This is a genomic window from Methylicorpusculum sp. (genome assembly GCF_030651835.1).
Classification (GTDB): Bacteria; Pseudomonadota; Gammaproteobacteria; order Methylococcales; family Methylomonadaceae; genus Methylicorpusculum.
In genome coordinates this window covers 47,658-72,146 of sequence record NZ_JAUSBX010000036.1, presented here as the reverse complement: position 1 = coordinate 72,146, position 24,489 = coordinate 47,658, and the positions used below count along the sequence as shown (strand labels likewise).

Annotated in this window: 24 protein-coding genes; 22 read left to right on the top strand and 2 right to left on the bottom strand. The window is 48.9% G+C overall.

Features of this window, described 5'->3' with window-relative positions; translation table 11 throughout:
* Positions 1–18 precede the first annotated feature (18 nt).
* Complete coding sequence (locus Q7V32_RS04505; protein WP_304895784.1) at positions 19–1,632, top strand: NADH-quinone oxidoreductase subunit L; 1,614 nt, start codon at positions 19–21, stop codon at positions 1,630–1,632.
* A gap of 24 nt (positions 1,633–1,656) precedes the next feature.
* Positions 1,657–4,236: a YbcC family protein gene (locus Q7V32_RS04500; RefSeq protein WP_304895783.1), complete on the top strand. Its 2,580-nt coding sequence runs from the start codon at positions 1,657–1,659 to the stop codon at positions 4,234–4,236.
* 167 nt (positions 4,237–4,403) lie between these two features.
* Here Q7V32_RS04500 and Q7V32_RS04495 read toward each other — a convergent pair whose 3' ends face one another.
* Positions 4,404–4,934 (bottom strand): SRPBCC family protein, encoded by a 531-nt coding sequence (locus Q7V32_RS04495; RefSeq protein ID WP_304895782.1) that lies wholly within the window; start codon positions 4,932–4,934, stop codon positions 4,404–4,406.
* A 180-nt stretch (positions 4,935–5,114) separates the two neighbouring features.
* Positions 5,115–5,780: a response regulator transcription factor gene (locus Q7V32_RS04490; protein WP_304895781.1), complete on the bottom strand. Its 666-nt coding sequence runs from the start codon at positions 5,778–5,780 to the stop codon at positions 5,115–5,117.
* Positions 5,781–6,418: 638 nt separating this feature from the next.
* On the opposite strand from Q7V32_RS04490, the gene Q7V32_RS04485 reads away from it, so the two are divergent.
* The 20 genes from Q7V32_RS04485 (at position 6,419) to flhA (ending at position 24,476) form a co-directional block, all read left to right on the top strand.
* Complete coding sequence (locus Q7V32_RS04485) at positions 6,419–8,227, top strand: methanol/ethanol family PQQ-dependent dehydrogenase (RefSeq protein ID WP_159653190.1); 1,809 nt, start codon at positions 6,419–6,421, stop codon at positions 8,225–8,227.
* A gap of 65 nt (positions 8,228–8,292) precedes the next feature.
* Complete coding sequence (moxJ, locus tag Q7V32_RS04480; protein ID WP_304895780.1) at positions 8,293–9,144, top strand: methanol oxidation system protein MoxJ; 852 nt, start codon at positions 8,293–8,295, stop codon at positions 9,142–9,144.
* A 14-nt stretch (positions 9,145–9,158) separates the two neighbouring features.
* On the top strand, positions 9,159–9,632 hold the full coding sequence (moxG, locus tag Q7V32_RS04475) for a cytochrome c(L), periplasmic (RefSeq protein ID WP_304895779.1): 474 nt from the start codon (positions 9,159–9,161) through the stop codon (positions 9,630–9,632).
* 15 nt (positions 9,633–9,647) lie between these two features.
* Positions 9,648–9,929, top strand: a complete 282-nt coding sequence (locus tag Q7V32_RS04470; protein ID WP_304895778.1) for a methanol dehydrogenase — start codon at positions 9,648–9,650, stop codon at positions 9,927–9,929.
* Between the two features lie 344 nt (positions 9,930–10,273).
* Positions 10,274–11,293: a MoxR family ATPase gene (locus Q7V32_RS04465; RefSeq protein ID WP_304895777.1), complete on the top strand. Its 1,020-nt coding sequence runs from the start codon at positions 10,274–10,276 to the stop codon at positions 11,291–11,293.
* A 186-nt stretch (positions 11,294–11,479) separates the two neighbouring features.
* Complete coding sequence (locus Q7V32_RS04460) at positions 11,480–12,106, top strand: MxaP protein (RefSeq protein WP_304895776.1); 627 nt, start codon at positions 11,480–11,482, stop codon at positions 12,104–12,106.
* A gap of 21 nt (positions 12,107–12,127) precedes the next feature.
* Entirely contained in the window at positions 12,128–12,979 is an 852-nt protein-coding gene (locus Q7V32_RS04455; protein ID WP_304895775.1) for a DUF58 domain-containing protein, read from the top strand.
* Positions 12,976–13,914 (top strand): nonribosomal peptide synthetase MxaA, encoded by a 939-nt coding sequence (locus tag Q7V32_RS04450; protein WP_304895774.1) that lies wholly within the window; start codon positions 12,976–12,978, stop codon positions 13,912–13,914. Before Q7V32_RS04455 ends, Q7V32_RS04450 begins: the two co-directional genes overlap by 4 nt.
* A 3-nt stretch (positions 13,915–13,917) precedes the next feature.
* On the top strand, positions 13,918–14,904 hold the full coding sequence (locus tag Q7V32_RS04445) for a vWA domain-containing protein (RefSeq protein ID WP_304895773.1): 987 nt from the start codon (positions 13,918–13,920) through the stop codon (positions 14,902–14,904).
* Positions 14,901–15,458, top strand: coding sequence for an MxaK protein (locus Q7V32_RS04440; protein WP_304895772.1), 558 nt, complete (start codon positions 14,901–14,903; stop codon positions 15,456–15,458). The genes Q7V32_RS04445 and Q7V32_RS04440 overlap by 4 nt, the downstream gene beginning before the upstream one ends.
* Before the next feature lie 24 nt (positions 15,459–15,482).
* Positions 15,483–16,418, top strand: coding sequence for a VWA domain-containing protein (locus Q7V32_RS04435; protein WP_304895771.1), 936 nt, complete (start codon positions 15,483–15,485; stop codon positions 16,416–16,418).
* A gap of 543 nt (positions 16,419–16,961) precedes the next feature.
* Positions 16,962–17,507 carry a flagellar basal body-associated FliL family protein gene (locus Q7V32_RS04430; RefSeq protein ID WP_304895770.1) on the top strand — a complete coding sequence of 182 codons (546 nt, stop codon included), beginning with the start codon at positions 16,962–16,964 and terminating at the stop codon, positions 17,505–17,507.
* 2 nt (positions 17,508–17,509) lie between these two features.
* On the top strand, positions 17,510–18,490 hold the full coding sequence (gene fliM, locus Q7V32_RS04425) for a flagellar motor switch protein FliM (protein ID WP_304895769.1): 981 nt from the start codon (positions 17,510–17,512) through the stop codon (positions 18,488–18,490).
* 33 nt (positions 18,491–18,523) lie between these two features.
* Complete coding sequence (gene fliN / locus Q7V32_RS04420; RefSeq protein ID WP_304895768.1) at positions 18,524–18,955, top strand: flagellar motor switch protein FliN; 432 nt, start codon at positions 18,524–18,526, stop codon at positions 18,953–18,955.
* Positions 18,955–19,407: a flagellar biosynthetic protein FliO gene (gene fliO, locus Q7V32_RS04415; protein WP_304895767.1), complete on the top strand. Its 453-nt coding sequence runs from the start codon at positions 18,955–18,957 to the stop codon at positions 19,405–19,407. The genes fliN and fliO overlap by 1 nt, the downstream gene beginning before the upstream one ends.
* Positions 19,400–20,155: a flagellar type III secretion system pore protein FliP gene (fliP, locus tag Q7V32_RS04410; RefSeq protein ID WP_304895766.1), complete on the top strand. Its 756-nt coding sequence runs from the start codon at positions 19,400–19,402 to the stop codon at positions 20,153–20,155. The genes fliO and fliP overlap by 8 nt, the downstream gene beginning before the upstream one ends.
* A 15-nt stretch (positions 20,156–20,170) precedes the next feature.
* Complete coding sequence (gene fliQ / locus Q7V32_RS04405) at positions 20,171–20,440, top strand: flagellar biosynthesis protein FliQ (RefSeq protein ID WP_304895765.1); 270 nt, start codon at positions 20,171–20,173, stop codon at positions 20,438–20,440.
* A gap of 16 nt (positions 20,441–20,456) precedes the next feature.
* Positions 20,457–21,230, top strand: a complete 774-nt coding sequence (gene fliR, locus Q7V32_RS04400; protein WP_304895764.1) for a flagellar biosynthetic protein FliR — start codon at positions 20,457–20,459, stop codon at positions 21,228–21,230.
* Between the two features lie 8 nt (positions 21,231–21,238).
* Positions 21,239–22,366 (top strand): flagellar biosynthesis protein FlhB, encoded by a 1,128-nt coding sequence (gene flhB, locus Q7V32_RS04395; protein ID WP_304895763.1) that lies wholly within the window; start codon positions 21,239–21,241, stop codon positions 22,364–22,366.
* Positions 22,367–22,370: 4 nt separating this feature from the next.
* A complete protein-coding gene (flhA, locus tag Q7V32_RS04390) occupies positions 22,371–24,476 on the top strand; it encodes a flagellar biosynthesis protein FlhA (RefSeq protein ID WP_304895762.1) in 2,106 nt (701 codons plus the stop codon).
* The last annotated feature ends 13 nt before the right edge of the window (positions 24,477–24,489 follow it).

The window sequence follows — 24,489 nt, the reverse complement described above, 5'->3', positions numbered from 1 at the left end:
ATTTATTCGGAGATCGCCATGAAATTGTTCAACCTGCTTAGCGCGGCTTGCGCAATAGCTCCAGCCGTGTTCATGCTGTTTGTTGTCTGGAGGGCGAATTCCCTACGGGGGGATCCCGACGATAATGGCAGTGATCTCTGGGCTTTGTTCACGGTTCTGTCCAGCCTAGCTTTCCTGTCCACGCTGTTCACATTGGTTCTGCAGACACTCGCCCCGCCTATTGGCGATCAAGGACCACTTAGCGGTTATGTGCCTGGACTGACGGTGAACTTGCTCGGTGGTCTGGTCGCCGTGCTTGTCCAACTGCTGGGTATGGTGATTGGTGGATTCTCTTCTCGCTATTTACAAGGCGAGCCCGGCCAGATGCGCTACATTGCAGGATTTGCAGGCGTATTGGCGGCCGTGCATGTCCTTTTGCTGGCCAATCACTGGCTTGTGCTGATTGCTGCCTGGGCACTAGTTGGCAAGGCCCTTCAAGGCTTGCTATGTTTCTACCCGGGGCGGCCCTTTGCTCTGCTGGCCGCGTACAAGAAGCAAATAGCCGACCAAGTGGCTGATGTATTACTCATCATCGCGGCGGCATCGGCTTATCTGGACGTAGGCAGCGGCTCCATTTCTGACCTGTTGCGGCAGGTGGGTACCGGAGACGCTTCAATGGCCCTGGAGATCAGCGCTGTTTGCCTTGTACTGGCTGTAATCTTACGCACCGCGCTGCTGCCCATTCACGGCTGGCTGATTCAGGTCATGGAAGCTCCGACGCCAGTTTCAGCGCTCCTGCATGCCGGGGTGGTTAATCTGGGAGGGTTTATCCTCATCCGCTTCTCCCCTCTGCTGGATGTGTCTTCGGTCGCCCGCTGGTTGCTCGTGATATTCGGGCTCGGCACCGCGTTGCTGGCCGGCTTTGTCATACTGACGCGTATCAGCATCAAGGTTCGCCTAGCGTGGTCCACGGTCGCGCAGATGGGCTTCATGGTGCTCGAATGCGGCCTGGGGCTTTACCAACTGGCCATAATGCACCTGATCGGACATTCGCTGTACAAAGCCCACACCTTCCTTTCAGCTTCCATGGTCGTGCGGCAAACACGCCTACGGATGCTTCACGTTACAGCCCCAACAAGACGAATCAGCCTGCTGGTGGCTCCACTGCTTGCATATGCAATTGTCTCGCTGGTGCAAAACCTGGTCGGCAGCACCGGCGCGATCTGGCCTTGGTGGTGGAGTATCGTCCTGGCAGCGGCTTGGGCTCCCATGTTCTGGCTGCCTATGAACGTCGATGATGAGGCTCCGCCCACCTGGTATCGACTGCTTGCGGGCATTGGCATGTTGGTACTTCTGATGCTGGCGGCTCTGCTGGCTCATGCTGTACCTCTGGGGATAGGCAGCTCACCGCATCACTCGGCCGGCATCGTGGCCTTGGCAGGCATGAGCCTCATGTATGTGGGGCTGGCGACTTTGCAGTGGCATCAAGGCTGTTGGGGCACATGGCGGCGGTGGAGCTATGCGGGGTTCTACATCGATGAGTTCTATACCCGCCTTGCCCTGAGACTCTGGCCAACACGCTGGTTGAGCGCTACCCATCTCGCACGACAGCCTGACTGTTTGGCTACGGAAGCGTCCACTGGCAAGCAATAAACCCTTTTTGAGGAGAGCAAAATCGTGAACACCATCGACACCAATAGTGCCAACATTCATGAAGGATCCGGCCCTTTGTATCCTTCTGCCTCTTGCCAAGAACACGACGAGCAGCAGGCGGGCAAGGCAACTGACGCTCAAAACGATGCAGCCTGCGAGAAAGCCTGTCTGGCCATCGCGCCCGCATGGCCATTGGACCGCGCCATCGCAGTCAATCCGCACTGGGGGCGGATCAATCGCCCTCTGCGGCAAGTAGCGGCACGCATGGCATTGCTCGGAAATATCCAGGTATTTCCCACACGCGAATACTTGCGCGAAGCTTGGGCCAAGGGCCGCATGACCCAACAGGACCTATTTTATGCGCTAGCGACACTGCAGCACGGTGAAGATTGCGCAAATCAGTGCATCGATGCTTTGGAGCAGACGCCGGAGATCGCGCAGCTGCCGCTGCTCATCGATGTGCTGGATGACGACCCGGCACGTCACACACGTCTTTCCTGGCGGCAGGCAATCACTCAGCAGGTGAGTCAGACCTGCGCCGCCTTTTTTGACGAGCATCAGGCCGATTGGCAGCCCGTCCGCGGGCAGGGGCTCTATGTCTTCTGGCGGGATACTCTGATCCATGATCATGGGATCGGCGTGTTGATGGGGTTGCCCAATCTCGGCAAGGGATTGAGCGCGTTGCCGGCGACGCGGCGGGATGCAGAAAAATGGGTCATGATTCGCCTTGGACTTCCCCACGATGCCTGGGCCGATTATCTGGAGGCTGTGCTGCTGACTGTCAATGGATGGGCGTCCTGGTGCGCTTATCTAGGGTGGCAGGCGAAACAGGAGGGCCGAAGCGACGATCATCTGCGCGACCTGCTGGCCATTCGGTTGGCCTGGGGCGCCGTTTTGCTTGAGTGTAAAACCGATTCCTCCGCAAAACATGCCTTCGCTGCCTTACATAAGACCTGGAGCCATGCTTCGGAGCTGCTTGCAGACGCGGAGCGTGCGTTGTGGGTCGACGAAGTTTGGCAGCTTGCTCTGGAAGCAGGTTATCAGCGACAACTGGCGAGCAATCTCAGCACCGCTTCTCTCCGCCATACCCTTGAGTCGTCTCGATCGGAAGTCGAAGTACAGGCCGCATTCTGCATCGACGTCCGCAGCGAGCGACTACGGCGTGCTCTGGAAACAGCGTCGCCGTCGATACAGACCATCGGCTTTGCAGGCTTCTTTGGGCTCCCCATCGCTTACACCCCGTTTGCGACGAATGCCCGCCGTCCTCAACTGCCGGGACTTCTTGCGCCGGTTTTGGAAGTTACAGACTGTGTCATGACCGAGGAAACCACAGGCCATGAGACGTCGACCAGCGAGCAGCGCGCTGCAAAGCAAGCCCGCCTGCGCAATTTCGCCTTGTCGACACAATGGCAGGCCAATAGTCGCTGGCCTGGGGCCGCGTTTTCTTTCGTTGAGGCCGCAGGTCTTGGCTATCTAGGCAAACTGGCGGGCTGGTTGCGCCCCTCTGGGCAACCGCGTCCCCGCGACGATCTGGCAGGTATACCCGCGCTATACCGCTCGCTGTGCCGGCCAACATTGACCGGTCTGGATGTCAGCGACAAGGTGAATCTCGCAGCCACAGTCCTGCATGCTATGGGGCTCGATCATGACCTGGCGCCGCTTGTACTGCTGGTCGGTCATGGTAGCCAGAGCGTCAACAACGCCCACGCGGCGGCCCTCGACTGCGGAGCGTGCTGCGGTCAGACGGGTGAAGTGAATGCCCGCGTACTGGCGCAACTCCTCAACGATACTGCCGTACGCGCAGGCTTGGTAGAGAAGAATATCGCCATACCGTCGGAAACCGTATTTCTGGCTGCCTTGCACAACACCACGACCGATGAAGTCGAATGGTTCGACCAGGACTTGCTGCCGCATCAAGCGCAGGAAAGGCTCGAACGCGTGCGGTCGGCGTTCGATTGCGCTTGTGATCAGGTAAGACGGGAGCGCGCACCCGATCTGACGCTGGATCCGCGCGGCGGGCATGGAGATCTGTTGGAGCAGGTGCGTCGCCGAGCCAATGATGGCGCTCAGACACGTCCTGAATGGGGCTTGGCCGGCAACGCCTCGTTCATCATCGCGCCCAGAAGCCGTACCCAACACATCGTGCTGGACGGACGCACATTCCTGCACGACTACACTGCACAGAACGATCCAGACAGCAGCATTCTGGAATTGTTGATGACTGCACCGATGCTGGTCACGCATTGGATCAACTGGCAATACCACGCGTCCACTTGCGATCCGGATCGCCTCGGCAGCGGCAACAAAGTGCTGCACAACGTAGTCGGCGGTCACATCGGTGTTTTCGAAGGTAACGGCGGGGATTTGCGAATCGGCTTGTCTAAACAATCCTTGCACAATGGGAAGCAATGGATGCACGAACCGTTGCGTCTGACGGTAGTCATTGATGCGCCAAGAGTCGCTATCGAGCGCGTGATTCAGCAGCACACCGTGGTGCAACAACTGATCAATCACGGCTGGCTGCACTTGTGGCATTTCGGTGAAAAGGGACTCAGCCGTTACGCGGCCGGCGAATGGGCTCAGCTCGGACTGATGACTCAATGATTTACTTTACCAAAAAACACGTAAAGCCCCTTTCTTCAGGTGATGTATATAAGGGTACTGTTGACCCCACTGGCTCTTTTGGTAAGGCCACTCAGATTAAAATTAAGTACTAACGCAAAAGGCATTCAACATTTCCTCCGAGCCCTTGGTTAATTTTGTTAAGCTGATTAGGGTTCCATTTTTTTCTTGAGCCCGTTTAAGCCGTTTTTGAAAAACGCATTCATTGCTTTAACAGCGGCTTCATCAGTCAAGTCTTCAGGTGGCGTGTTGCCGGTATCGCCCCGGTAGAAACGGCTTTTCAATGTTACTGTCGAGCTGCTGGCATCTTGTCCCGGACTCACCTGAAGTTCTACGGAATAAGAACTGACCGGCAGCGCTTTGATATTCTCTATCTTCAAGCGGTAGCTGTATTCGTGGTCTTTGTCACTGTAATAATCCAGTTCATCAGTCAGTTCAGCATCGTTTTGCAGGGTTACTGTCCGCATTCCTCCTGATTCATGTTTACCATCGCCTTTGCTGGCTTTGACATCCGGATGCCATGAAGCGATGCCGTCGAATTGTTTAACGGCATTCCAGACCTGCTCGACAGGTGCGTTGATGGCAATGCTTTCCTTCGCTTTTTGCGGTGTCGGTCCGTGTGCATGAGCGAAAAGTGGAAACAACAAAATACTGATTAACACGGTCAATGGATAGTTCATAGGTTTACGTCAGAAGGGTTGAAAATCACTATTATGGGTAAACCGTGGCGAATTGACGTGGGTAACTTTCCTGAATAATACCGGGATTTTGTCATGACTTTTCTCAAGCGCTTATTCTTGATCTAATGCGACCGAGCTAAGCGAAGCATAGAAGTTCAGCAGAACGTTTAGCCTGAATATTCAGGTTAAACGCTCATTCAAACCATTGATCAGACCTTGCCGGGACGCTAACAGCGTCATTTCTGCAACCGTCTTGACGCCCAGTTTTTCCTTGATTGAAGTCCCATGATTACAGATGGTCTTGTAACTCAGGCAGAGTTTTTCGGCGGCTTTTTGGGTGGTGTAGCCATTAACGAGCAAACAGAACACATCAAATTCTCTGGGTGAGAGCGATTTGACTTTGCTTTCTTCATCATCGCCTGTAACCATAGACATGGCGAGCTGTTGGGCGAGAACAGGGTCAACAAAAGTGCCCCCTTGAGCAATTTGGCAGACTGCGGTGACCAGAATTTCAGGAGCGCTGTTTTTGTTGATATAGCCTTTCGCGCCGGCTTTAATGGCGCGCGTGACATAAATCAATTCATTATGGATGCTGAACACCAGGATTTTACAATGCGGATCGCGGTTAATAAGACGTCTGATCGTTTCAAACCCGCCGATTCCGGGCATGGACAAATCGACAACGACTATATCCGGTTTGTTCTTTTCATAAACCTGGCAACCGGTTTCACCTTTGTCAGCCTCATAAATATCACCAATTTTATCGGACAGTGATAAGTAGGTTTTATAGCCGGCTCTTACCACGGCATGGTCGTCGACGAGTAAAACTCTAATCTTGTTGGACACCGCTAAAAGCTCCCTTGAATGAATAACTTAGCATCATGCCCGTTTCTATTCGTCAACACTATGGGACGTTTTCCTGATTTCTTGACCTTAAGGATTGGGTTTCAAATAACTCAGGTCGTTAATAGTTGATGTCACCCCGGCACAGATTGCCGGGGGCCAGAAGCCATGGATGGCGTTGGATTTTCACATCGGTGTGATCTGGATTCGCTTATGCGATCTAACGGCTCAGGCAATTCCTGCCGGAATGACGGCGTTGATGTCCTTTCAACGACTAACGTGAACAGTGCTTTAAAAAAGGGTGATTGAGTGGATGACTTTGAAAAATATTGCTAAGTCACTCATTTTCAGAAAGGGGTAATAAATTCGCAACTTAAGTTGCCTAGAATTTCAGGGAATGATTGACAGCCGAATCAAGTATCGGGAATTCTTCTTGGGATATAACTGACTTATTCCCGGTTTAAATCAAGCCTTCTTCCGTAACGCCTGTATAGCGATCTGCGTAGAATTTGCTCGCAGTGTAGCCCTGTGTGTCGACCCCCTTGCGAACTTAGATCAAGTAAGTTGGTTAACATAAATCGTATCTTCGATATGCAGCGGCTATGCCTTAATTCACAGCAGAACACTAACTCGGAGGAATTATGCAAATGTTGAAATTTGCACGTAACGTGGGAACGTCCGCATTAATGGCTAGCGCCATTCTGGCATTGCCGCAATCGGCGCAGGCCAATAAAGAATTAGATAAATTGTCCCGTCAAAATACCAATTGGGTAATGCAGACCAAAGACTACAGTTCGACTCACTTTAGCGAACTTTATGACATCAATATTACCAATGTCAAAAATCTGAAAGTTGCGTGGTCTTTTTCAACCGGTGTTCTGAATGGTCACGAAGGCGGTCCGTTGGTCGTTGACGGCATCATGTATGTTCACACGCCCTATCCGAATAACGTGTTTGCCATCGACTTGAAAGAGCCGGATAAAATCTTGTGGCAGTTCAAACCAAAACAGAACCCTGCTGCCAGAGCGGTAGCCTGTTGCGATGTTGTCAATCGTGGTCTGGCTTATGCGCCTCAAGGTAAAGATTACCCGGCAACTATTTTCCTTAACCAATTAGACGGCCATATCGTTGCACTCAATGCAAAAACCGGTGATCTGTTATGGAAAATGGAAAACTCCGATATCGCGATGGGTTCGACGCTGACCATCGCTCCATTCGTAGCTGAAGATAAGGTGATCGTCGGTACTTCCGGCGCTGAATTGGGGGTAAGAGGGTATGCAACCGCTTATAACCTAAAGGATGGAAAACAAGCCTGGCGTGTTTATGCGACAGGTCCTGATGAGGACATTAAATTGTCCAAGGATTTCAACAAAGCCAATCCACATTACGGACAATTCGGTTTGGGCCTGAAAACCTGGGAAGGGGATGCCTGGAAAATAGGCGGCGGCACCAATTGGGGGTGGTATGCCTACGACCCGGATTTACAAATGCTCTATTACGGATCAGGTAACCCAGCACCGTGGAATGAAACCATGCGTCCCGGCGATAACAAATGGACCATGACTATCTGGGGTCGTGACATTAAGTCGGGCGAAGCTAAATTCGGTTACCAAAAAACACCTCATGACGAGTGGGATTATGCCGGTGTGAACTACATGGGTTTATCCGAGCAAATGGTTAACGGCAAGATGACCAAATTGCTGACGCATCCAGATCGTAATGGTTTGGTTTATACCTTAAACCGTGAAAACGGCGATCTGGTTAATGCATTCAAGATCGACAACACCGTTAACTGGGTCAAGCACGTAGACCTTAAAACCGGTTTGCCGGTGCGTGATCCTGAATATTCAACCCATATGGATCATGAAGCCAAAGGTATTTGTCCTTCGGCGATGGGCTATCACAACCAAGGCATCGAGTCTTACGATCCGAATAAAAAATTGTTCTTCATGGGTGTGAACCATATTTGTATGGATTGGGAACCGTTCATGTTGCCCTATCGTGCGGGGCAGTTCTTTGTCGGCGCAACGCTGAATATGTATCCAGGCCCCAAAGGCACACTGGGTCAGGTAAAAGCGATGAATTCGGTAACCGGTGAATTTGAATGGGAAGTTCAGGAAAAATTTGCAGTCTGGGGCGGTACGACTGCGACAGCAGGCGACCTGGTGTTTTACGGTACTTTGGATGGTTATATCAAAGCGCTTAATTCCAAAACCGGGGAAGAACTTTGGAAGTTCAAGCTGCCTTCCGGCGTAATCGGTCATCCGATCACTTACAAACATGACGGTAAGCAATATGTTGCTATCTATTACGGTGTAGGCGGTTGGCCTGGTGTTGGATTGGTTTTCGATCTTAAAGATCCAACCGCTGGTTTGGGTGCCGTTGGTGCATTTAAAGAATTGGCGCATCACACCCAAATGGGTGGCGGCGTTATGGTGTTCTCGCTCTAATGAAAAGCAGGCCGGGTTAGCGATGACGCTATCCGGCCTGCATGGCGGTATTTTTGAGGAATTCAATGAAAAAGCAAATTATCGTTTTGTTTGCAGGCTTGTTAGTCACCGCCGGATGTGGATTGCAACCGGTACACGCTGAAAGACAAGCTTTAAAAGTATGCAGTGCTGAAAACGAAATGCCTTATTCCAATAAAAAAGGCGAAGGTTTTGAGAATAAATTAGCTGAAATTATCGCTGATGAATTAGGCCGAAAAGTCGAATTCGTCACCTGGGCCGATCCGCGTTATATCGTTCGTGATTTTTTGGACAAGGGTTTATGTGATGTTGTGATCGGAATGGATGCCGGTGATCCCCGCGTGTTGACGACCAAGCCCTATTATAGGTCCGGGTATGTTTTTATCACCCGAACTGAAGGTACCGATGAAATTAAATCATGGGATGACGAAGCACTGAGAAAAGCCGAACGTATTGCTTTTGTGCCGGGAACTCCTCCAGAAGTCATGATGAGAGCTATCGGACGCTATAACGATATGTTCAATTACATGCATGAACTGGCCGGTTTCAAGTCACGCAGAAACGAATATATCAAGTATGAAAATGAAAAATTGGTGTCCGAAGTCTCGGGTGGCAAAGCCGATGTCGCCGTTTTGTGGGGTCCGGCAGCGGCCCGATATGTTAAAGCTTCATCGACATCTTTAACGATGACGTTGATACCGGATGACAACAAACGCGCGGACGGAGAAAAAGTCGGGTTTCATTACAGTACGTCTTTAGGAGTCAGAAAAGATGATACAGCTTTGTTAAAAGAGCTGGAGAAAGCAGTTGAGAATCGCAGCGATGAGATCACACAAATTTTACAAGCCGAGGGGATTCCGTTGGTTGATGAACCTGAACAGGTTTTAGTATCGAAATGAGGAATTACAAAATCATGAAAATTAAACAAATAGCGGCCGGTATTGGTATGGCTTTGGCTATGTCAGGCACCCTGGCGCATGCCGATATTACCTTGCGTCATGCTTTGACCGGTGAAGCCCTGGATCTGAGTTTCGCCAAAAAAGGCGGCGATACCGAGGCATTCAAAGAGTTTTTAAAAACCGGTAAAAACCCCTATAACGGCAACGAAAAAGTTGTAGCTGAAGGTAAAAGTCTCTACATGACAGGCTGTTCTGGATGCCATGGGCATGAAGCAGAAGGCAAATTAGGGCCGGGCCTTGCCGATGATTACTGGACGTATCCCAGCGGTTTGACTGATCAGGGTTTGTTTGAAATTTTATTTGGTGGTGCTAACGGCATGATGGGACCGCAGTATGTCAATTTCTCAACCGATCAAATGCTGCAAATTATGGCGTTTCTGCGCTCGATTTACACCGGTGACCCGCAAAAAGCGAAATGGTTAAAATAATTTAAGGAGTTAAACATGAACAAATTAATTTCTATCAGCATGATGACATTAGCTTCAGTGATGTCATTTTCGGCCTCGGCTTATGACGGAACCAACTGCAAGGAGCCGGGTGTTTGCTGGGAGCCCAAACCCGGCTTTCCGGCGCAGGTAGCGGGAAGTAAATACGATCCGAAACACGATGCTAACGAATTGAATAAACAAGCCCAATCGATCAAGGAAATGGAAGCCCGTAACGAAAAACGCACGAAGCATTTAATCGAAACCGGGAAATTTGTTTATGAAATAGAAGAAAACTAGATTTTTTGCAAGATGGAGTCAATGGGGCGCAGATTGGGTTAGGGTTAACATTCCGCTCAACTTACGAAACGTTATCCATCCGGCAAATACCAATTCTGCAAAGGATTGCAGATCCTAAATATAAAAGTCATCTGAAATTATCAAGCTTGGATTAGGGGACTAAGCAGACCCCGCCAATGTGTTTTACAGCATCGGTTGATGTCTTCGCTTAATGGTTACAGGAATCTTTTATGTTTTCTCCGAAACCCAAACGCCGGCAGTCGTTGACGGTTTCAAATGTGTTATTAAGACTAATAGACTTTATAGCCTCGGCACAGCCATGCGCCGGGGCTTTTTTTAAAACTATGAAAACAGATTCTTTATTCACTGACTGGCGCGATAAAGCGCTTCAGTTTGAAAGCAACATCAATCAGGTCGTCATTGGGCAATCAGCCACAATCAGAAATGTGCTGATCGCTATTTTTGCGCGAGGCCATGTTTTGCTGGAAGGCGGTGTCGGCGTCGGCAAAACTACGTTGCTGCGAGCGGTTGCACAGGGCTTGGGAGGCAGCTATCAACGGATTGAAGGCACTATCGATTTGATGCCCGCCGACCTTATTTATTACACCTATTTAAACCAAGAAGGCCGGCCCTGTGTCGATCCCGGGCCTTTGCTCAAGGAAGGTGAGCAATTGTCGACTTTCTTTTTTAATGAGATTAACCGGGCACGGCCTCAGGTTCATTCGCTGTTATTAAGGGCTATGTCAGAAGGCAGCGTCAGCGCCTTTAACCGAGAATATCGTTTTCCGCATATCCAGGTTTTTGCTGATCGCAATCGGGTGGAAAGAGAAGAAACTTTCGAATTACCGGCCGCGGCCCGCGACCGGTTTTTGATGGAAATCAATGTCAACACCCCGGTTGATGATGCCGTGCTGGATGAGCTGATGTTCAATCCGCGCTTTCATGATGTCGATTCATTGATTGCCGGTATTGACCGCGATTCGCTCAAATATTATGAGCTGAACGACATTTCCGGTCTTATCCAGAAAACACTGGAGCCCAGCCCAAGACTGCGCAGCTATGCGCTGGATTTATGGAAGGCCAGCGCTGATCCTGGTCAATACGGTGTGAAATTAAGTGACGTGGAGATGCCGTCATTGATACAGGCAGGAGCAAGCCCGCGCGGTATGAGTTATTTCATTAAAGCCGCAAAAGTCAGGGCCTGGTTGAATAACAGAACCGTTTTGCTGCCCGAGGATGTTCAAGCGGTTTATCACGTAACCATGGCGCACCGGATTTTTCTGGCGCCGGTTTATGCCTACCGGAAAGATGAACTGATGCCCCAACTGATCAACGGCATTCTTGACGCTGTGGCTGCACCATAACCAGAACCCTAACGTTCATGAAAACTTGGGCATCACCTCTGCAAATGAAAGGCCGTTGTAGGACGGATAAGCCACCTGCCGCATCCGCTAATGCTGTTAAAGGTGGATGTGCTGTCGCTTATCCATCCTCCCAATCAGCCACCCTGAGTTTTTTTGGACCTGTTTTTTCAGATTAACCGTAAGCCCATGAATTATCAAAAATACTTGGCGATTATTATTCCCAAAGCAGGATTAAAGCATCTAAAAGCAACTTATTTAACTTGGGCCGGTGTCGGTTTTATCGGCTCCTATGTGGCTACAGCGCTGGATAAATACGCTGAGGTGGCATATGCGGCCTATTACACGAATGCGGTCAATGACGCGGTGGGTTATAAGTTCTGGATTTTGCTGTCGGTTATCGGCTTGTTGTTACTGTGTGCCAGCTTGCCGCTTATCTATCTGGCCGAACATCTGAACCGTTTCGAAATAACAGTTAAAAAACTGAGACAACTGACCTATACGTTCTTCGTTGTGGCTTTTGATGAAGGGGCATTGATGATCGGTATCTTGGTGGCCAATTTTTTACATGCCAGCGAAAAAGTCACGCTGCTGGCGTCCAAATCGTTTTTATTCAGCGACATTGGTTTCTTTGTTTTGTTGGCTCTGTGTTTGGCTAATACCTTGCTTTGGCTATTGGGCGAAGCGATTTATAACCATGACGATCAACAGGTGTCAGGCCTTATTAATTGGTTGATAAAAACACCGCTTAAATTTGCTTTACCGGCTTATTTAGTGATCAGCGGTTTATTTGTTCATTTGATTACCGATCAATAGCGCATTTGTCTTGGTTTATCGATGTTTTCTACCACACCCTTTATTTATCGTCTGGGGCAGCCGTCAACCCCTATTTATCCCGGAGCGCATCCGGGACGACTGACAGGCGCGGGTCAGCTGTTCAAGACGCATGTGCCGTTGATGGCTAATCCCGATACCCGGCGCATCGATTTGAGAGCCAGCCTGCTTAATCCATTCCAATCCTATCGGGTCAAAGTCTTTCAACAGCACTCACAAACCACACTTTACATGATCGCCGATTTGTCGGGGTCCATGGGGATGCAAGGGCAATCATCTTTGATGCGAGTTATGTCCGAATTTATGCTTTCGGCCGCGCTTTCGGCTTATCAGGTTGGCGACCGTTTCGGTTTTATCGGCTGTGATGCTGATGTCAGTGGCAAGTGGCATATTCCGGCCGGCCATCATTGGGGGATCGTCCAAAAAATGGCCGGACAGTTGGCTGAATTAACACCGGTTGGATCCAGTTCCGGCTTGCTCAAAACGCCTGCACTCATAGCTTCACAACACGCATTGATTTTTTTGATTTCCGATTTTCACTTTGATCTGACTCTGCTCAAAGCGCTGCTGCCGCAACTGAACAGGCATACGGTCGTTCCTGTTGTGTTGTGGAATGAGACGTCTTATTTGGATTTGCCGGAATGGGGTATCGTCAAATTTAAAGACAAGGAAAACGGAGCTACCCGCACTTTACTGATGAGACCGGCGTACAAAAAACAAATTATTGAAGCCTACGTTCAACGAAAAGCCGACTTACAACAGTGTTTCAGATCGTTAGGCACAGAACCGTTGTTTATAAACCAAGGTTATCAATCTGAAGAAGTCACCCGTTATTTTCAGGCGAGAGCATTATGAGATCAGCCGGTCCCTTTTATAGCGCAGATAAATGTTTTATCAGTCAAATATTAAAATATGGCCGCTTTTTTCTGGTGTATTCATTGTTTTTACTGGTTGCCTGTTCAGAAGGACTGCCTCCGCCTATCGAACGATTTGAATTTGAGACGCCTAAGCCGTTTGGTTATGTGATAGGCGATAAAATACGGCATCGGCTAATAATAGAAACCCGGTCCGGTATCCATTTGGAGTCGGCAAGTCTGCCAACCAAAGGTGATCTTAATCGCTGGCTTTCAGTCGATCAAATTACTGTTCGGCCAGTTTCAGAGCATCTGTCTGAAATCGAGTTGACGTATCAGGTCTTTTACGCGCCGCTGGAAGTCAAAATGTTGTCTATTCCCGGATTCACACTTCGGTTCAAACAAGGTGAGCAGTCGATTGAACAGCTGGTGCCCGAGTGGCCATTTACCGTGTCACCAATTCATGAATTGGGGGTCAGAAAAGAGGACGGCAACACATATCGGCGGCCCGATGCAACGCCCACCCTCATTTCTTCGCAGAATGCATGGCGTGCCTTATCGGGTAGTTTAGCGTTAGGCATGATCAGCGGCTGGCTATTAGCCTTTCGTTACGGCTATTTCATTGGTTTTTCAAGGCGCAGCATTTTTAGTCGGGCAAACAGGCAGTTAAAAAAACTGCAGCCCAATGAACTGGGTTTGGCTTTGATGATTATTCATCAAGCTTTCAATCAGTTGAACCATAAACCCCTGTTTAAGCACCGCTTGTCAGAGTTTTACAGACGAAGGCCGGAGTTCAAAGAAATAGGCCCCGATTTGGAGTGGTTTTTTAATTTTTCCAACGATTATTTTTTCGGTGGCAATCCGTCTGTCGGTGCTGATGAATGGTCCGCGCTGAGAAGATTGTGTCAACGCTGTGTTGAACTGGAAAGAGGCTGAGTTGTGCTGATTAATTTCGATACACCGTGGCTTCTTTCCGGATTGCTTTTGATGACAGTGCCTCTGCTGAGAACCGGCATCAAACCGCAAGGTTATCCTTGGCTGGCTATCCTGCCCAGTGATGCTCTCTCGACCTTGCTTTCAGTCTTCATTCGCTTAATTGGTATGGCGGCGATTGGTTTGTTAATACTGGGTTTGTCCGGCTTATATTTAAAAGAACAACGCATCGAGCGGATTGGTCAGGGTGCCCATATCGTGCTGCTGTTGGATAGAAGTAACAGCATGGATACCACATTTGCCGGCAAAGCTCCGATGAATGATCAGGAAGAGTCCAAATCTTCGGCCGCAAGAAGACTGTTGACTGAATTTATCGACAAACGTGTTCATGATTTGATGGGTATTGCCGAGTTCAGCACGGCACCTTTGTTTGTCATGCCGCTGACCGAAAATAAGCAGGCGCTGCATGCCGCGATCGCCGCGACAGCGACACCGGCATTGGCTTATACCCATGTCAGCAAAGGTTTGGCCATGGCCTTGTCTTTTTTTGACGAGCAGCCGACTTCAGGAACCCGGATTGTGGTTTTGGTTTCCGACGGGGCAGCTGCAATTGATTCAGACAGTGAGCAAGCCTTGCGCACGTTAATCAAGGAACAGCCTATCCATTTATATTGGGTTTTTTTACGGACGGCCAACAGCCCCGGTATTCATGAAAAACCTGATAATTCGCGTGATGACAATGCCCAGGCCTTGCCGGAAAAGTATCTGCATTTGTTTTTTTCTAGTTTGAATGTGCCTTATCACGTTTATGAAGCCGAGTCTCCTGAAGGTTTGCAATCGGCTATTGACGATATCGATAAACTGGAAAATCGTCCGTTACATTATTTTGAACGCCTACCCAAGCAGGATTTATCAGGGCTTTGTTATCAATGGGCCAGTCTGATGATTGCTTTATTGCTGGTGTTGAAACTGTGCGAGGTGAATCGGTCATGAGAATAATAAAAAATACCGTGTTGTGGGGAATATTCAGCGTCAGTATGCTGGTTTTTATGATCCAAGCCTGGACATTGCTGCAAATTCACAATGAAAACACCTGGATCAACCGACTTTTGTCCGGTCACGATATTGCCATTGAAAAAGTCGTGAAGGCCTCGCCGGAAGTGCGCTTGGCACGAGCCGTCTATTTAAGGGAAAAAGGCCGCTATGATGAAGCCTTGGCGACGCTCAATTTAATTCTGGATCAGGGCAGCCCAAGCTTTCAGGCTAAAACCCGGTATAACCTGGGTAATCTTTATTTAACGCAAACAGTTGAACGGGCTGAACAAATGGCGATCAACGATGCACTTCCCCTGGCCGCATTGGCAAAGCAGGCTTACCGGCAAGCGCTTGCGTTGGACAGTCAGTTTTGGGATGCGAAATACAATCTTGAGGTGGCGATGCGGATAGCGCCGGAAATGGACAGAATCACCATCAAAGCCGATGCCAAGGAAAACAGGAAAACCCGGTTATGGACGACAGTGCCGGGTTTTCCACGAGGTTTGCCGTAATGGTTGGTATCGCTGAGAGTGGCCATGATTGTTAACCGCAATAGTCTGAAAGACTTTCGTTTTTGGTGTATAGCCTTGGCGCTATTGGCTTTGGTTCTGCTGTTTCTGTTTCCCAGGGTCAAGCAATCGGGTCCGGTTTATCAGATGACATTCATTGTTGATATTACCCGGAGCATGAACACCGAAGATTACCGTTATAACGGTGAAATCATCAGTCGTCTCGAGTATGTCAAAATGACATTGCGTGAGCTTTTGACGAGCTTGCCGTGCCAGTCAAAAGTGGGTTTGGGTGTTTTTACCGAGCGGCGATCGTCACTGTTATTTCAGCCGATTGAAGTGTGCTCCGGTTTTAATGAACTGGATGCCGCCATTGCTGCATTGGATTGGCAATCGGCCTGGGCGGCTGATAGCCGGATTGCACAGGGTTTATTGAATACCCTGGAAATGTTGAAAGACGACAAGGAAACCCGTTTGATATTTATCTCGGACGGACATGAGGCACCACCGCTCAATACGCGTTATCGACCTGATTTTTCAATCGTCAAAGACAAGATTGGAGGTTTGATCGTGGGGGTTGGTGGGCTGGAAGCGAAACCCATCCCGAAATTTGATCAGCAAGGCAAACGTGTCGGGTTTTATAGCGCCGATGATGTACCGCAGCGTTCAACATTTGGCGAATCGGATCTGAATCCGGAATCGATTCAAGGCTACGATGCCCGCAATGCGCCTTTCGGCAGCGAGGCTGCGGTGGGTTCGGAACATTTGAGCCGCTTGCATGAGCCTTATTTGAAACAATTGGCGGCAGAGACCGGGTTGGGGTATCAACGCTTGACCGATACAGCAGCGTTTAATCAGGCGCTTCAATCAGCAACTTTAGCGGTTAACAAAGATATCTGGGTCGACAGGCGATGGCAGTTTGCCTCAATCGCGCTACTGGCCTTACTGCTGGTGTTTATTTAGGATGCGATGCGGGGGAAAATAAAAAAATAACTATCCGGATTCATCAGTCGGGACTTTTTTAACAGACAAGCGCATTTTCGACAAAAAGCAAGAAATACCCAAAACTTCATCCAACCTAGCAAACGCTTTCAGCTACCCTGAATCTACGTCATACGAACCGGGATGCTAAGCTTCCATTGGTTCATGGTATCTGAATCCGGCAGCGTCACTGCTGCCGACGTCCCCGCAAAGCTTACGCCCCCTTTTTTTATCATCAAATTGGGACTTGCTGCCGAAGAAAACCGTTTAAGCAGTAAGTCCCACTATCTTCTATACTTTGATGTTTGTTGGCGATTGAGCCGGTGTTGTGTCAAAAAAATGACGTCTGCACGGTGCCGCGAGATGTGAAGAATGATCTTGTTTCATTGTCATAGTATATAAAAATATATTTTTATTAATGAGTTACGAAACGAGAAGCGGTGTCCGGTTCTGAGTATCAATATCATTATGTTGTTCTGGTTTGTTTTTTGCATACTATGTTAGTAAAAATTTAGGATTTTCGATATGGCTGAAAAAGCTCAACCTATTGAGGGTGAAGAAAAAAAGTCCTCAAAAAAATTAATTATCATCATTGTAATTCTGGTCCTTTTGATTGGCGGTGGTGCGGGCGCTTATTTCTTTTTGATGGGGGATTCCGGAGCTGAAACCGAGGAGTCAATTGAAAACTCAGATAAAAAAGCAGAAAAAGAGGGTAAAGCTGATGATGAAGTTGATAGTGCGGGAGTGAAATTAGAAAGTCTTTACTACGATATGAGTAAACCTCTCATTGTGGACTTTCCCCGAGGTTCTTCCATTCGGTTGATCCAGATTTCAGTGTCGCTGATGGTCAAAGGTCAGGAAACCTTAGATGCTCTGAAAAAACATGATCCCATGATTAGAAACAATTTACTGATGTTAATAAGTTCCCAGAGCGGCGAAGACTTGGCCTCGCGTGAGGGCAAGGAAAAACTCAAAGAAGCGATGAAACTCGAAGTGGGTAATGTGTTGAAAAAAATGTCAGGAAGTGATCGCCTTAAAGAAGTGTTTTTTACTGCTTTTGTTATGCAATAGCCATGTCAACTGCTGACCTGCTCTCACAAGAAGAAATCGATGCACTGCTGCATGGTGTCGATGATGGTGCTATTGAAACCGAAACGGATGATTCGGCGAACAGGGGAGGGACCCGGGCTTACGATTTTACCAGTCAGGAGCGAATAGTTCGGGGGCGGATGCCGACCCTGGAAATGATCAATGAGCGATTTGCCCGTTACTTTCGGGTTACCTTGTTCAATTTTTTAAGGCGAGCAGCGGAAATTTCCATTTCAGGTATTCAGGTTCAGAAATTTTCAGAGTACATACAAGGGCTATATGTTCCAACAAACTTGAATGTGGTTCGCTTCATGCCTCTGCGGGGAAGGGCTCTGATTGTTATGGAACCCCGGTTGGTTTTTACTGCGGTCGATAATTTTTTCGGAGGAACCGGACAATTTTATAATAAGGTTGAAGGTCGCGAGTTTACGCCAACCGAAATGCGCGTCATCCGATTGTTCCTGGATATGATTTTCAAAGATCTTTTTGAAGCATGGAAGCCGGTTATGGCATTGGAATTTGAATACATGACTTCTGAGGTCAATCCCCAATTTGCCAACATTGTCAGTCCTTCCGAAATTGTTGTGATTTCGACGGTTCACGTCGAACTTGACGGTGGCGGAGGTGATATCAATATTGTTTTACCTTACTCGATGGTTGAGCCGATCAGAGAGTTGTTGGATCAAGTCACCAGTGACCGGGGCGAAACTGACGGCCGCTGGCAGGAGTCGCTACGCAAAACGGTCATGGGTGTCAACCTGACACTGGAGAGTATCCTGGTAGAAAAAACGGTAACGGTCAGAGATGTGATGCATTTCAAAAAGGGGGATGTGATTCCGATTGATATGCCCGAACTGGTGCGTCTTAACTCTCAGACTGTCCCTGTTTTTGAAGGAAAAGTGGGATTGTCGGACGGCAATTATGCCGTGCAAATAGTTAGAAAAGTGAATCCCGATTTGTTATAGCGGGCACAGCCAATCAAGTGAGACCGGATAGGTATGAGTGAAATAGAAGAAGACGAAGATATGGGCGACGACTGGGCGGCGGCAATGAACGAGCAAGCCTCGGCCGAGACTCAGGGGCGGCGCAATACTGGAGATTTTGAGACAGCCCAATTTGATGAGCTTGAAAACATGCCAACACAGGGTGAGCGGAAAATGTCCAAGGAGGACATTGAGCTGGATGTTATTCTCGATATTCCGGTAGTCATTTCGATGGAAATTGGCCGCTCACAAATCAATATCAGGAATTTGCTGCAGCTCAATGAAGGCTCTGTTGTGGAACTGGACAGGCTGGCTGGAGAACCCATGGATGTATTGGTCAATGGCACCTTAATTGCCCACGGAGAGGTTGTGGTAGTCAATGATAAGTTCGGTATTCGTTTGACCGACGTCGTAAGCCCCTCTGAACGAGTCAAACGATTGAGTTAATGAAAATTCAATCCCTAATAGGCGTCGTTCTCATGGTTTTCAGTATACCGGGTTTGGCGGCGGAAAATTCACAAGCCGCCAGCCACTTGAAAGCCCGTATTGTTGAACCGGCCGATTTGCTGCAATGGGGAGTTGGCATGCTGGTAGTGCTGGCTATGTTCTTTGCCTGTGTGTGGGCAATGCGCAAATTAACGGCATTAACACCGGGACCGGCAGCAAAAATGCGCGTGCTGGGAGGTATTTCAGTTGGGATGCGAGAACGTATTGTTCTGGTTGAAGTCGGAAAAAAGCAGCTGGTGGTCGGTGTGGCACCGGGACGTATTGAAACGCTTTTGGTGCTGGAAGGCGATGACTGCTTAGCGCAGCAACAAAGTCGTGATTCGGATGGCAGTAGCGCTTTTGCTCAAAAGTTGATGCAAGCCATGAAAGGGGCGGGGCGTTCGGATGCGTAATCTACACAAGTTTAAAGTTATCGTTTTGCTAATCAGCGTTTTATGGCCGGTTACCGGCGCCTATGCGGTGGGCATTGATGCTTTTAGTGTGTCAACAAACTCGCAGGGCGGACAGACTTATTCGGTGACGATACAAATTCTGGCGCTGATGACTGCGTTGACCGTGTTGCCGGCTTTGTTGTTAACCATGACGTCTTTTACAAGAATCATGATTGTGCTCAGTTTACTCCGGCAAGCATTAGGCACCGCGCAGGCGCCCAGTAATCAAATTCTGTTGGGGCTGTCTTTGTTTCTGACTATTTTCATCATGATGCCGGTTTTCGACAAAGTCTACGTTGACGCTGTGCAGCCCTATCTCGAGGAAAAAATTGATGTCACAACCGCTATCGAAAGGGCGTCGGGCCCGTTTCGCTTGTTCATGCTCAAGCAGACGCGGGAGTCGGATCTGGAAATGTTTGTCCGTATTTCCGGACATGAAGAATTGCAGTCCGACGAAGATGTGCCATTTTCACTGTTATTACCGGCTTATGTGACCAGCGAATTGAAAACCGCATTTCAGATTGGCTTTCTGATATTTTTGCCCTTTTTGATTATTGACTTAGTGGTTGCGAGTGTTCTGATGTCCATGGGCATGATGATGCTGTCGCCGATGATTATTTCTTTGCCTTTTAAACTGATGCTTTTTGTCTTGGCTGACGGATGGTCTTTGATCATGGAAATGCTGGCAGCAAGCTTTTATGTCACTTAATTCAAGAGGGTTGTTATGACGCCCGAAACTATTTACAACGTAGGTCAGGAGGCGATGCTGGTGGCAGTTAAATTGACAGCCCCGGTTTTGATTCCTTCTCTGGTTGTTGGTTTGTTGATTGCGATGTTTCAGGCCGCCACACAAATCAATGAAATGACGCTGACTTTTGTGCCCAAACTGATTGTTATCGGCGCTGTGTTAATGATATTGGGGCCGTGGATGCTGCAAATGTATGTGGATTATTTCCAGGAAGCGATTAGGGATATTCCTCATTTGATTGGTTGATGCTGAAGGTTTACTGATGCATTTTACTGAGGCGGAGCTGATGGCCAAAGTGACGGCATTTGTCTGGCCGTTGATCCGCATAGGAGCCTTGTTCATAGCGGCTCCGCTATTCAGTCTACATGGCGTGCCGGCTAGGGTCAGACTGATCCTGGCGGTTGTGCTCACCTTGGTGGTCATGCCTGTCTTGCCGCCGTTGCCTCCCATTGAATTGTTCAGCTACCAAGGTCTATTGATTGCTGCGCATCAGGTTTTCATTGGACTGGCGACGGGCTTTATTCTTCAGATGGTGTTTGGGGCAATCGTTTTTGGCGGACAGGGTATCGCTTACGGGATGGGCCTAGGCTTCGCGTCAATGGTCGATCCGCAAAACGGCCAGCAGGTCCCGGTTGTCGCCCAGTTTTACGTCATCATGAGTACATTGATTTTTTTGGCCATGGATGGACATTTACTGTTGATAAAATTGATCCTGGACAGTTTTGCTACATTACCCATTGCCGTGGACAGTCTGGACAAGGCCGATATCTGGTCAATCATTGCGTGGGGCAGCCGGTTATTTGCCGGCGGGTTATTGCTCGCTTTGCCGGTGATTGCGAGCCTGTTATTGGTGAATGTCAGTTTTGGCGTGGCTTCACGGGCAGCACCCCAGTTAAATATTTTCTCAATCGGCTTCCCCGTCACCCTGATGCTGGGTCTGCTTTTAATCTGGCTGACTTTGCCATCGGTTCTTGAAAACTTTACCGGCCTGCTTATGGACGCCTATGAGTTGATTGGGCAGATTCTTCGTATTTAAGAGGCGCTATGGCAGAAGATTCCGGGCAAGATAAATCAGAAGAACCTACGGGTAAGCGGCTTGATGACTCAAGAAAAAAAGGTCAGGTCGCTCGCTCAAAAGAACTGAATACCTGCGTGATGCTGATAACCGGAGCGACGATGTTGCTGGTGATGGGTGATCATATCGGACAAGGTATGCTGAAAATGATGACGTCAGCTTTTCAATTAAGCCGGGAAACCATTTTTTCACCGGAAAGTATGTACCTCAATTTAAAGCAGTCGCTGATTGACGGGGTTTTACTGTTGGCTCCTTTTTTTATAGTGATGCTGATTGCCGCGCTTTTTGGGCCTATTGCTATGGGGGGATGGGTGTTTAGCTGGGATGCCTTGACCCCTAAATTTGAAAAGCTTGATCCGATTAAAGGCATGGCGCGGTTGTTTTCAGTTCGTGGCTTGATAGAGCTGGTGAAAGCGCTGTTAAAGTTTATGCTGGTGTTCTTCGTCGCAGTCATTTTGTTCAAAAGCGTCATGTATGAATTGCTCGGGTTGAGTGCCGAGTCGCCTAAACAAGCGATCAGGCATGCGCTGGAAGCCATCGGTTTCTGCAATTTGATATTGAGCGCTTCGTTATTGATCATTGCCATGTTCGATGTGCCTTATCAATTATGGGACCATAGTCAAAAGTTGAAGATGACCAAACAGGAAGTCAGGGATGAGATGAAAGAGTCGGAGGGAAGTCCTGAAATAAAGGGGCGTCAACGCAGAATCCAGATGGAAATGGCGCAAAGGCGGATGATGGAAGAAGTCCCTTTGGCCGATGTGGTCGTCACTAACCCTACGCATTTCGCTGTCGCTCTTAAGTATGATCAAAACTCAAATGCTGCGCCCCGTGTGGTGGCTAAAGGCACCGATTTGATTGCTGCACAAATACGCAATCTGGCGACCGGGGCAAAAGTCCCTTTGGTGACAGCGCCGCCATTGGCCCGAGCGCTGTATTACTCAACCGAATTAAAAGAGGAAATACCTCAAGGTCTGTTTTTGGCAGTGGCTCAGGTTTTAGCTTATGTGTTTCAGCTTAAAACCGCACGATCACAAGGCTGGGCCGAGCCATTAGCGCCAGGCGACCTGCCCATTCCCGAAGAATACCGGAAATAACATCATGGATCTTAGTAAACTTACCCAAAGTCTCAAGTTAATCAGTCGCTCAGGATTGGGCGCGCCGATTTTTATTATGATGGTCTTGGCAATGGTCATGATGCCGTTGCCGGCTTTTATATTGGATTTGTTTTTCACCTTTAACATCGCTTTTTCGCTGATCATTCTGCTGGTTGTTGTTTACACTTTAAATCCGCTTGAATTCTCCGCTTTTCCAACAGTCATTCTGATCGCAACCTTGCTTCGGCTGGCACTCAATGTCGCGTCAACCCGTATCGTGTTACTCGATGGTCATAATGGCGGTGCGGCCGCAGGTAAAGTCATCGAAGCGTTTGGAAATTTCGTTATCGGCGGCAATTTTGCAGTGGGTCTGGTCGTTTTTGCCATTCTGGTGATTATCAACTTCGTTGTCGTGACCAAAGGTGCCGGACGGGTCGCGGAAGTCGGGGCGCGGTTTACTTTGGATGCGATGCCGGGCAAACAAATGGCGATCGATGCTGATTTGAACTCCGGTCTGATCAATCAGGATCAAGCCAAACAGAGGCGGGCTGAAGTGGCTGCCGAAGCGGATTTTTACGGTTCAATGGACGGTGCGAGTAAGTTCGTCAGAGGCGATGCCGTGGCTGGTATCATCATTTTATTTGTCAACATTATCGGCGGTTTGGCGATTGGTGTAGGGCAACATGGCATGAGCTTTAGTAATGCCGGTGAAGTTTATGTGTTGTTGACCATCGGTGATGGCTTGGTTGCGCAAATACCGTCGCTTTTGTTGTCTACCGCTTCGGCTATCGTGGTGACTCGCGTCAAAGTGGGTGATGAGAATCTGGGGCAGCAAGTCAGCTCTCAACTTTTCGACAATCCCAAATCGCTATACATTACCGCGGCGGTCATCGGTCTGTTAGGCATAATTCCTGGGATGCCTAATTTGGTATTCATTTTTTTATCGGCCGTGTTGGCCGGTGTCGGTTATATGGCCGGAAAACGGCAGGAGCTGGTTCAGAGCGTTGAGGTTAAAAAGGATTTAGCGCTACGGCAGCCGGCGCCTTCAGCTGAAATTAAAGAATTGGGTTGGGATGATGTGATGCCGGTCGATGTGATTGGTTTGGAGGTCGGTTACCGCTTGATTCCGCTGGTTGACAAAAATCAAGGCGGACAGTTGATGACCCGCATAAAAGGCGTACGTAAAAAACTGTCACAAGAGTTGGGTTTTTTGATTCCATCCGTTCATATCAGAGACAATCTGGATTTAACCCCGACAACTTACCGCATCTCATTGATGGGCGTTACCGTGGGTGAAGCGGATGTTATACCGGACATGGAGCTGGCTATCAATCCCGGCAGGGTTTTTGGCGCACTTAAGGGAAAGGAATGCAGAGATCCGGCATTTGGCCTGGAGGCGGTATGGATTGAGCCAAATCAAAAAGACCATGCCCAAACACTCGGTTACACGGTAGTCGATCCCGGTACGGTGGTGGCTACTCATTTAAGCCATGTCTTGCAGAGTAATGCTTATCAGTTGCTGGGATACGAAGAAACGCAACGGATATTGGAAAACCTTTCCAAGGCGGCGCCTAAGCTGGTTGAAGATCTGGTACCCAAAACCATGCCTTTGGGTGTCGTGGTTAAAGTCCTGCAAAATCTGCTTCAAGAACGGGTACCGATAAGAGATATGCGGACCATCGCCGAAACTTTGGCGGAGTTCGGTATGAAGAGTCAAGATCCCGATGTGCTGACATCGGCGGTAAGGGTCTCGTTAGGCAGGGCAATTGTTCATGAAATCAGTGGTATACAACAAGAATTGCCGGTGATTACGTTGGATCCGGACTTGGAACGCTTGTTGCATAAGTCATTACAGACTGCAGGAGAGGGTGGCGTTGGCATTGAGCCTGGGCTGGCTGAGCAAATGCACAGGGCATTGGAAGAAAGCACGCAAAAAATGGAATTGGAAGGACAAACCGCTGTTTTATTGGTGTCCTCATTTATCCGTCCCTGGGTGGCTCGCTTTGTACGTTATTCAATTTCCGGCTTGCACGTTCTTGCTTACAACGAAATCCCTGAAGATAGACAAATTAAAGTGATTTCGACGGTAGGAGGAGGGCAGCGAACCTAATTTGACGGGGTAG

Coding starts and splice junctions, on each gene's coding strand:
- Q7V32_RS04505 (WP_304895784.1), top strand. CDS start 19: ATGAAATTGTTCAACCTGCTTAGCGCGGCTTGCGCAATAGCTCCAGCC.
- Q7V32_RS04495 (WP_304895782.1), bottom strand. CDS start 4,934: ATGAACTATCCATTGACCGTGTTAATCAGTATTTTGTTGTTTCCACTT.
- Q7V32_RS04485 (WP_159653190.1), top strand. CDS start 6,419: ATGCAAATGTTGAAATTTGCACGTAACGTGGGAACGTCCGCATTAATG.
- moxJ (WP_304895780.1), top strand. CDS start 8,293: ATGAAAAAGCAAATTATCGTTTTGTTTGCAGGCTTGTTAGTCACCGCC.
- moxG (WP_304895779.1), top strand. CDS start 9,159: ATGAAAATTAAACAAATAGCGGCCGGTATTGGTATGGCTTTGGCTATG.
- Q7V32_RS04470 (WP_304895778.1), top strand. CDS start 9,648: ATGAACAAATTAATTTCTATCAGCATGATGACATTAGCTTCAGTGATG.
- Q7V32_RS04465 (WP_304895777.1), top strand. CDS start 10,274: ATGAAAACAGATTCTTTATTCACTGACTGGCGCGATAAAGCGCTTCAG.
- Q7V32_RS04460 (WP_304895776.1), top strand. CDS start 11,480: ATGAATTATCAAAAATACTTGGCGATTATTATTCCCAAAGCAGGATTA.
- Q7V32_RS04455 (WP_304895775.1), top strand. CDS start 12,128: ATGTTTTCTACCACACCCTTTATTTATCGTCTGGGGCAGCCGTCAACC.
- Q7V32_RS04450 (WP_304895774.1), top strand. CDS start 12,976: ATGAGATCAGCCGGTCCCTTTTATAGCGCAGATAAATGTTTTATCAGT.
- Q7V32_RS04440 (WP_304895772.1), top strand. CDS start 14,901: ATGAGAATAATAAAAAATACCGTGTTGTGGGGAATATTCAGCGTCAGT.
- Q7V32_RS04435 (WP_304895771.1), top strand. CDS start 15,483: ATGATTGTTAACCGCAATAGTCTGAAAGACTTTCGTTTTTGGTGTATA.
- Q7V32_RS04430 (WP_304895770.1), top strand. CDS start 16,962: ATGGCTGAAAAAGCTCAACCTATTGAGGGTGAAGAAAAAAAGTCCTCA.
- fliM (WP_304895769.1), top strand. CDS start 17,510: ATGTCAACTGCTGACCTGCTCTCACAAGAAGAAATCGATGCACTGCTG.
- fliN (WP_304895768.1), top strand. CDS start 18,524: ATGAGTGAAATAGAAGAAGACGAAGATATGGGCGACGACTGGGCGGCG.
- fliO (WP_304895767.1), top strand. CDS start 18,955: ATGAAAATTCAATCCCTAATAGGCGTCGTTCTCATGGTTTTCAGTATA.
- fliP (WP_304895766.1), top strand. CDS start 19,400: ATGCGTAATCTACACAAGTTTAAAGTTATCGTTTTGCTAATCAGCGTT.
- fliQ (WP_304895765.1), top strand. CDS start 20,171: ATGACGCCCGAAACTATTTACAACGTAGGTCAGGAGGCGATGCTGGTG.
- fliR (WP_304895764.1), top strand. CDS start 20,457: ATGCATTTTACTGAGGCGGAGCTGATGGCCAAAGTGACGGCATTTGTC.
- flhB (WP_304895763.1), top strand. CDS start 21,239: ATGGCAGAAGATTCCGGGCAAGATAAATCAGAAGAACCTACGGGTAAG.
- flhA (WP_304895762.1), top strand. CDS start 22,371: ATGGATCTTAGTAAACTTACCCAAAGTCTCAAGTTAATCAGTCGCTCA.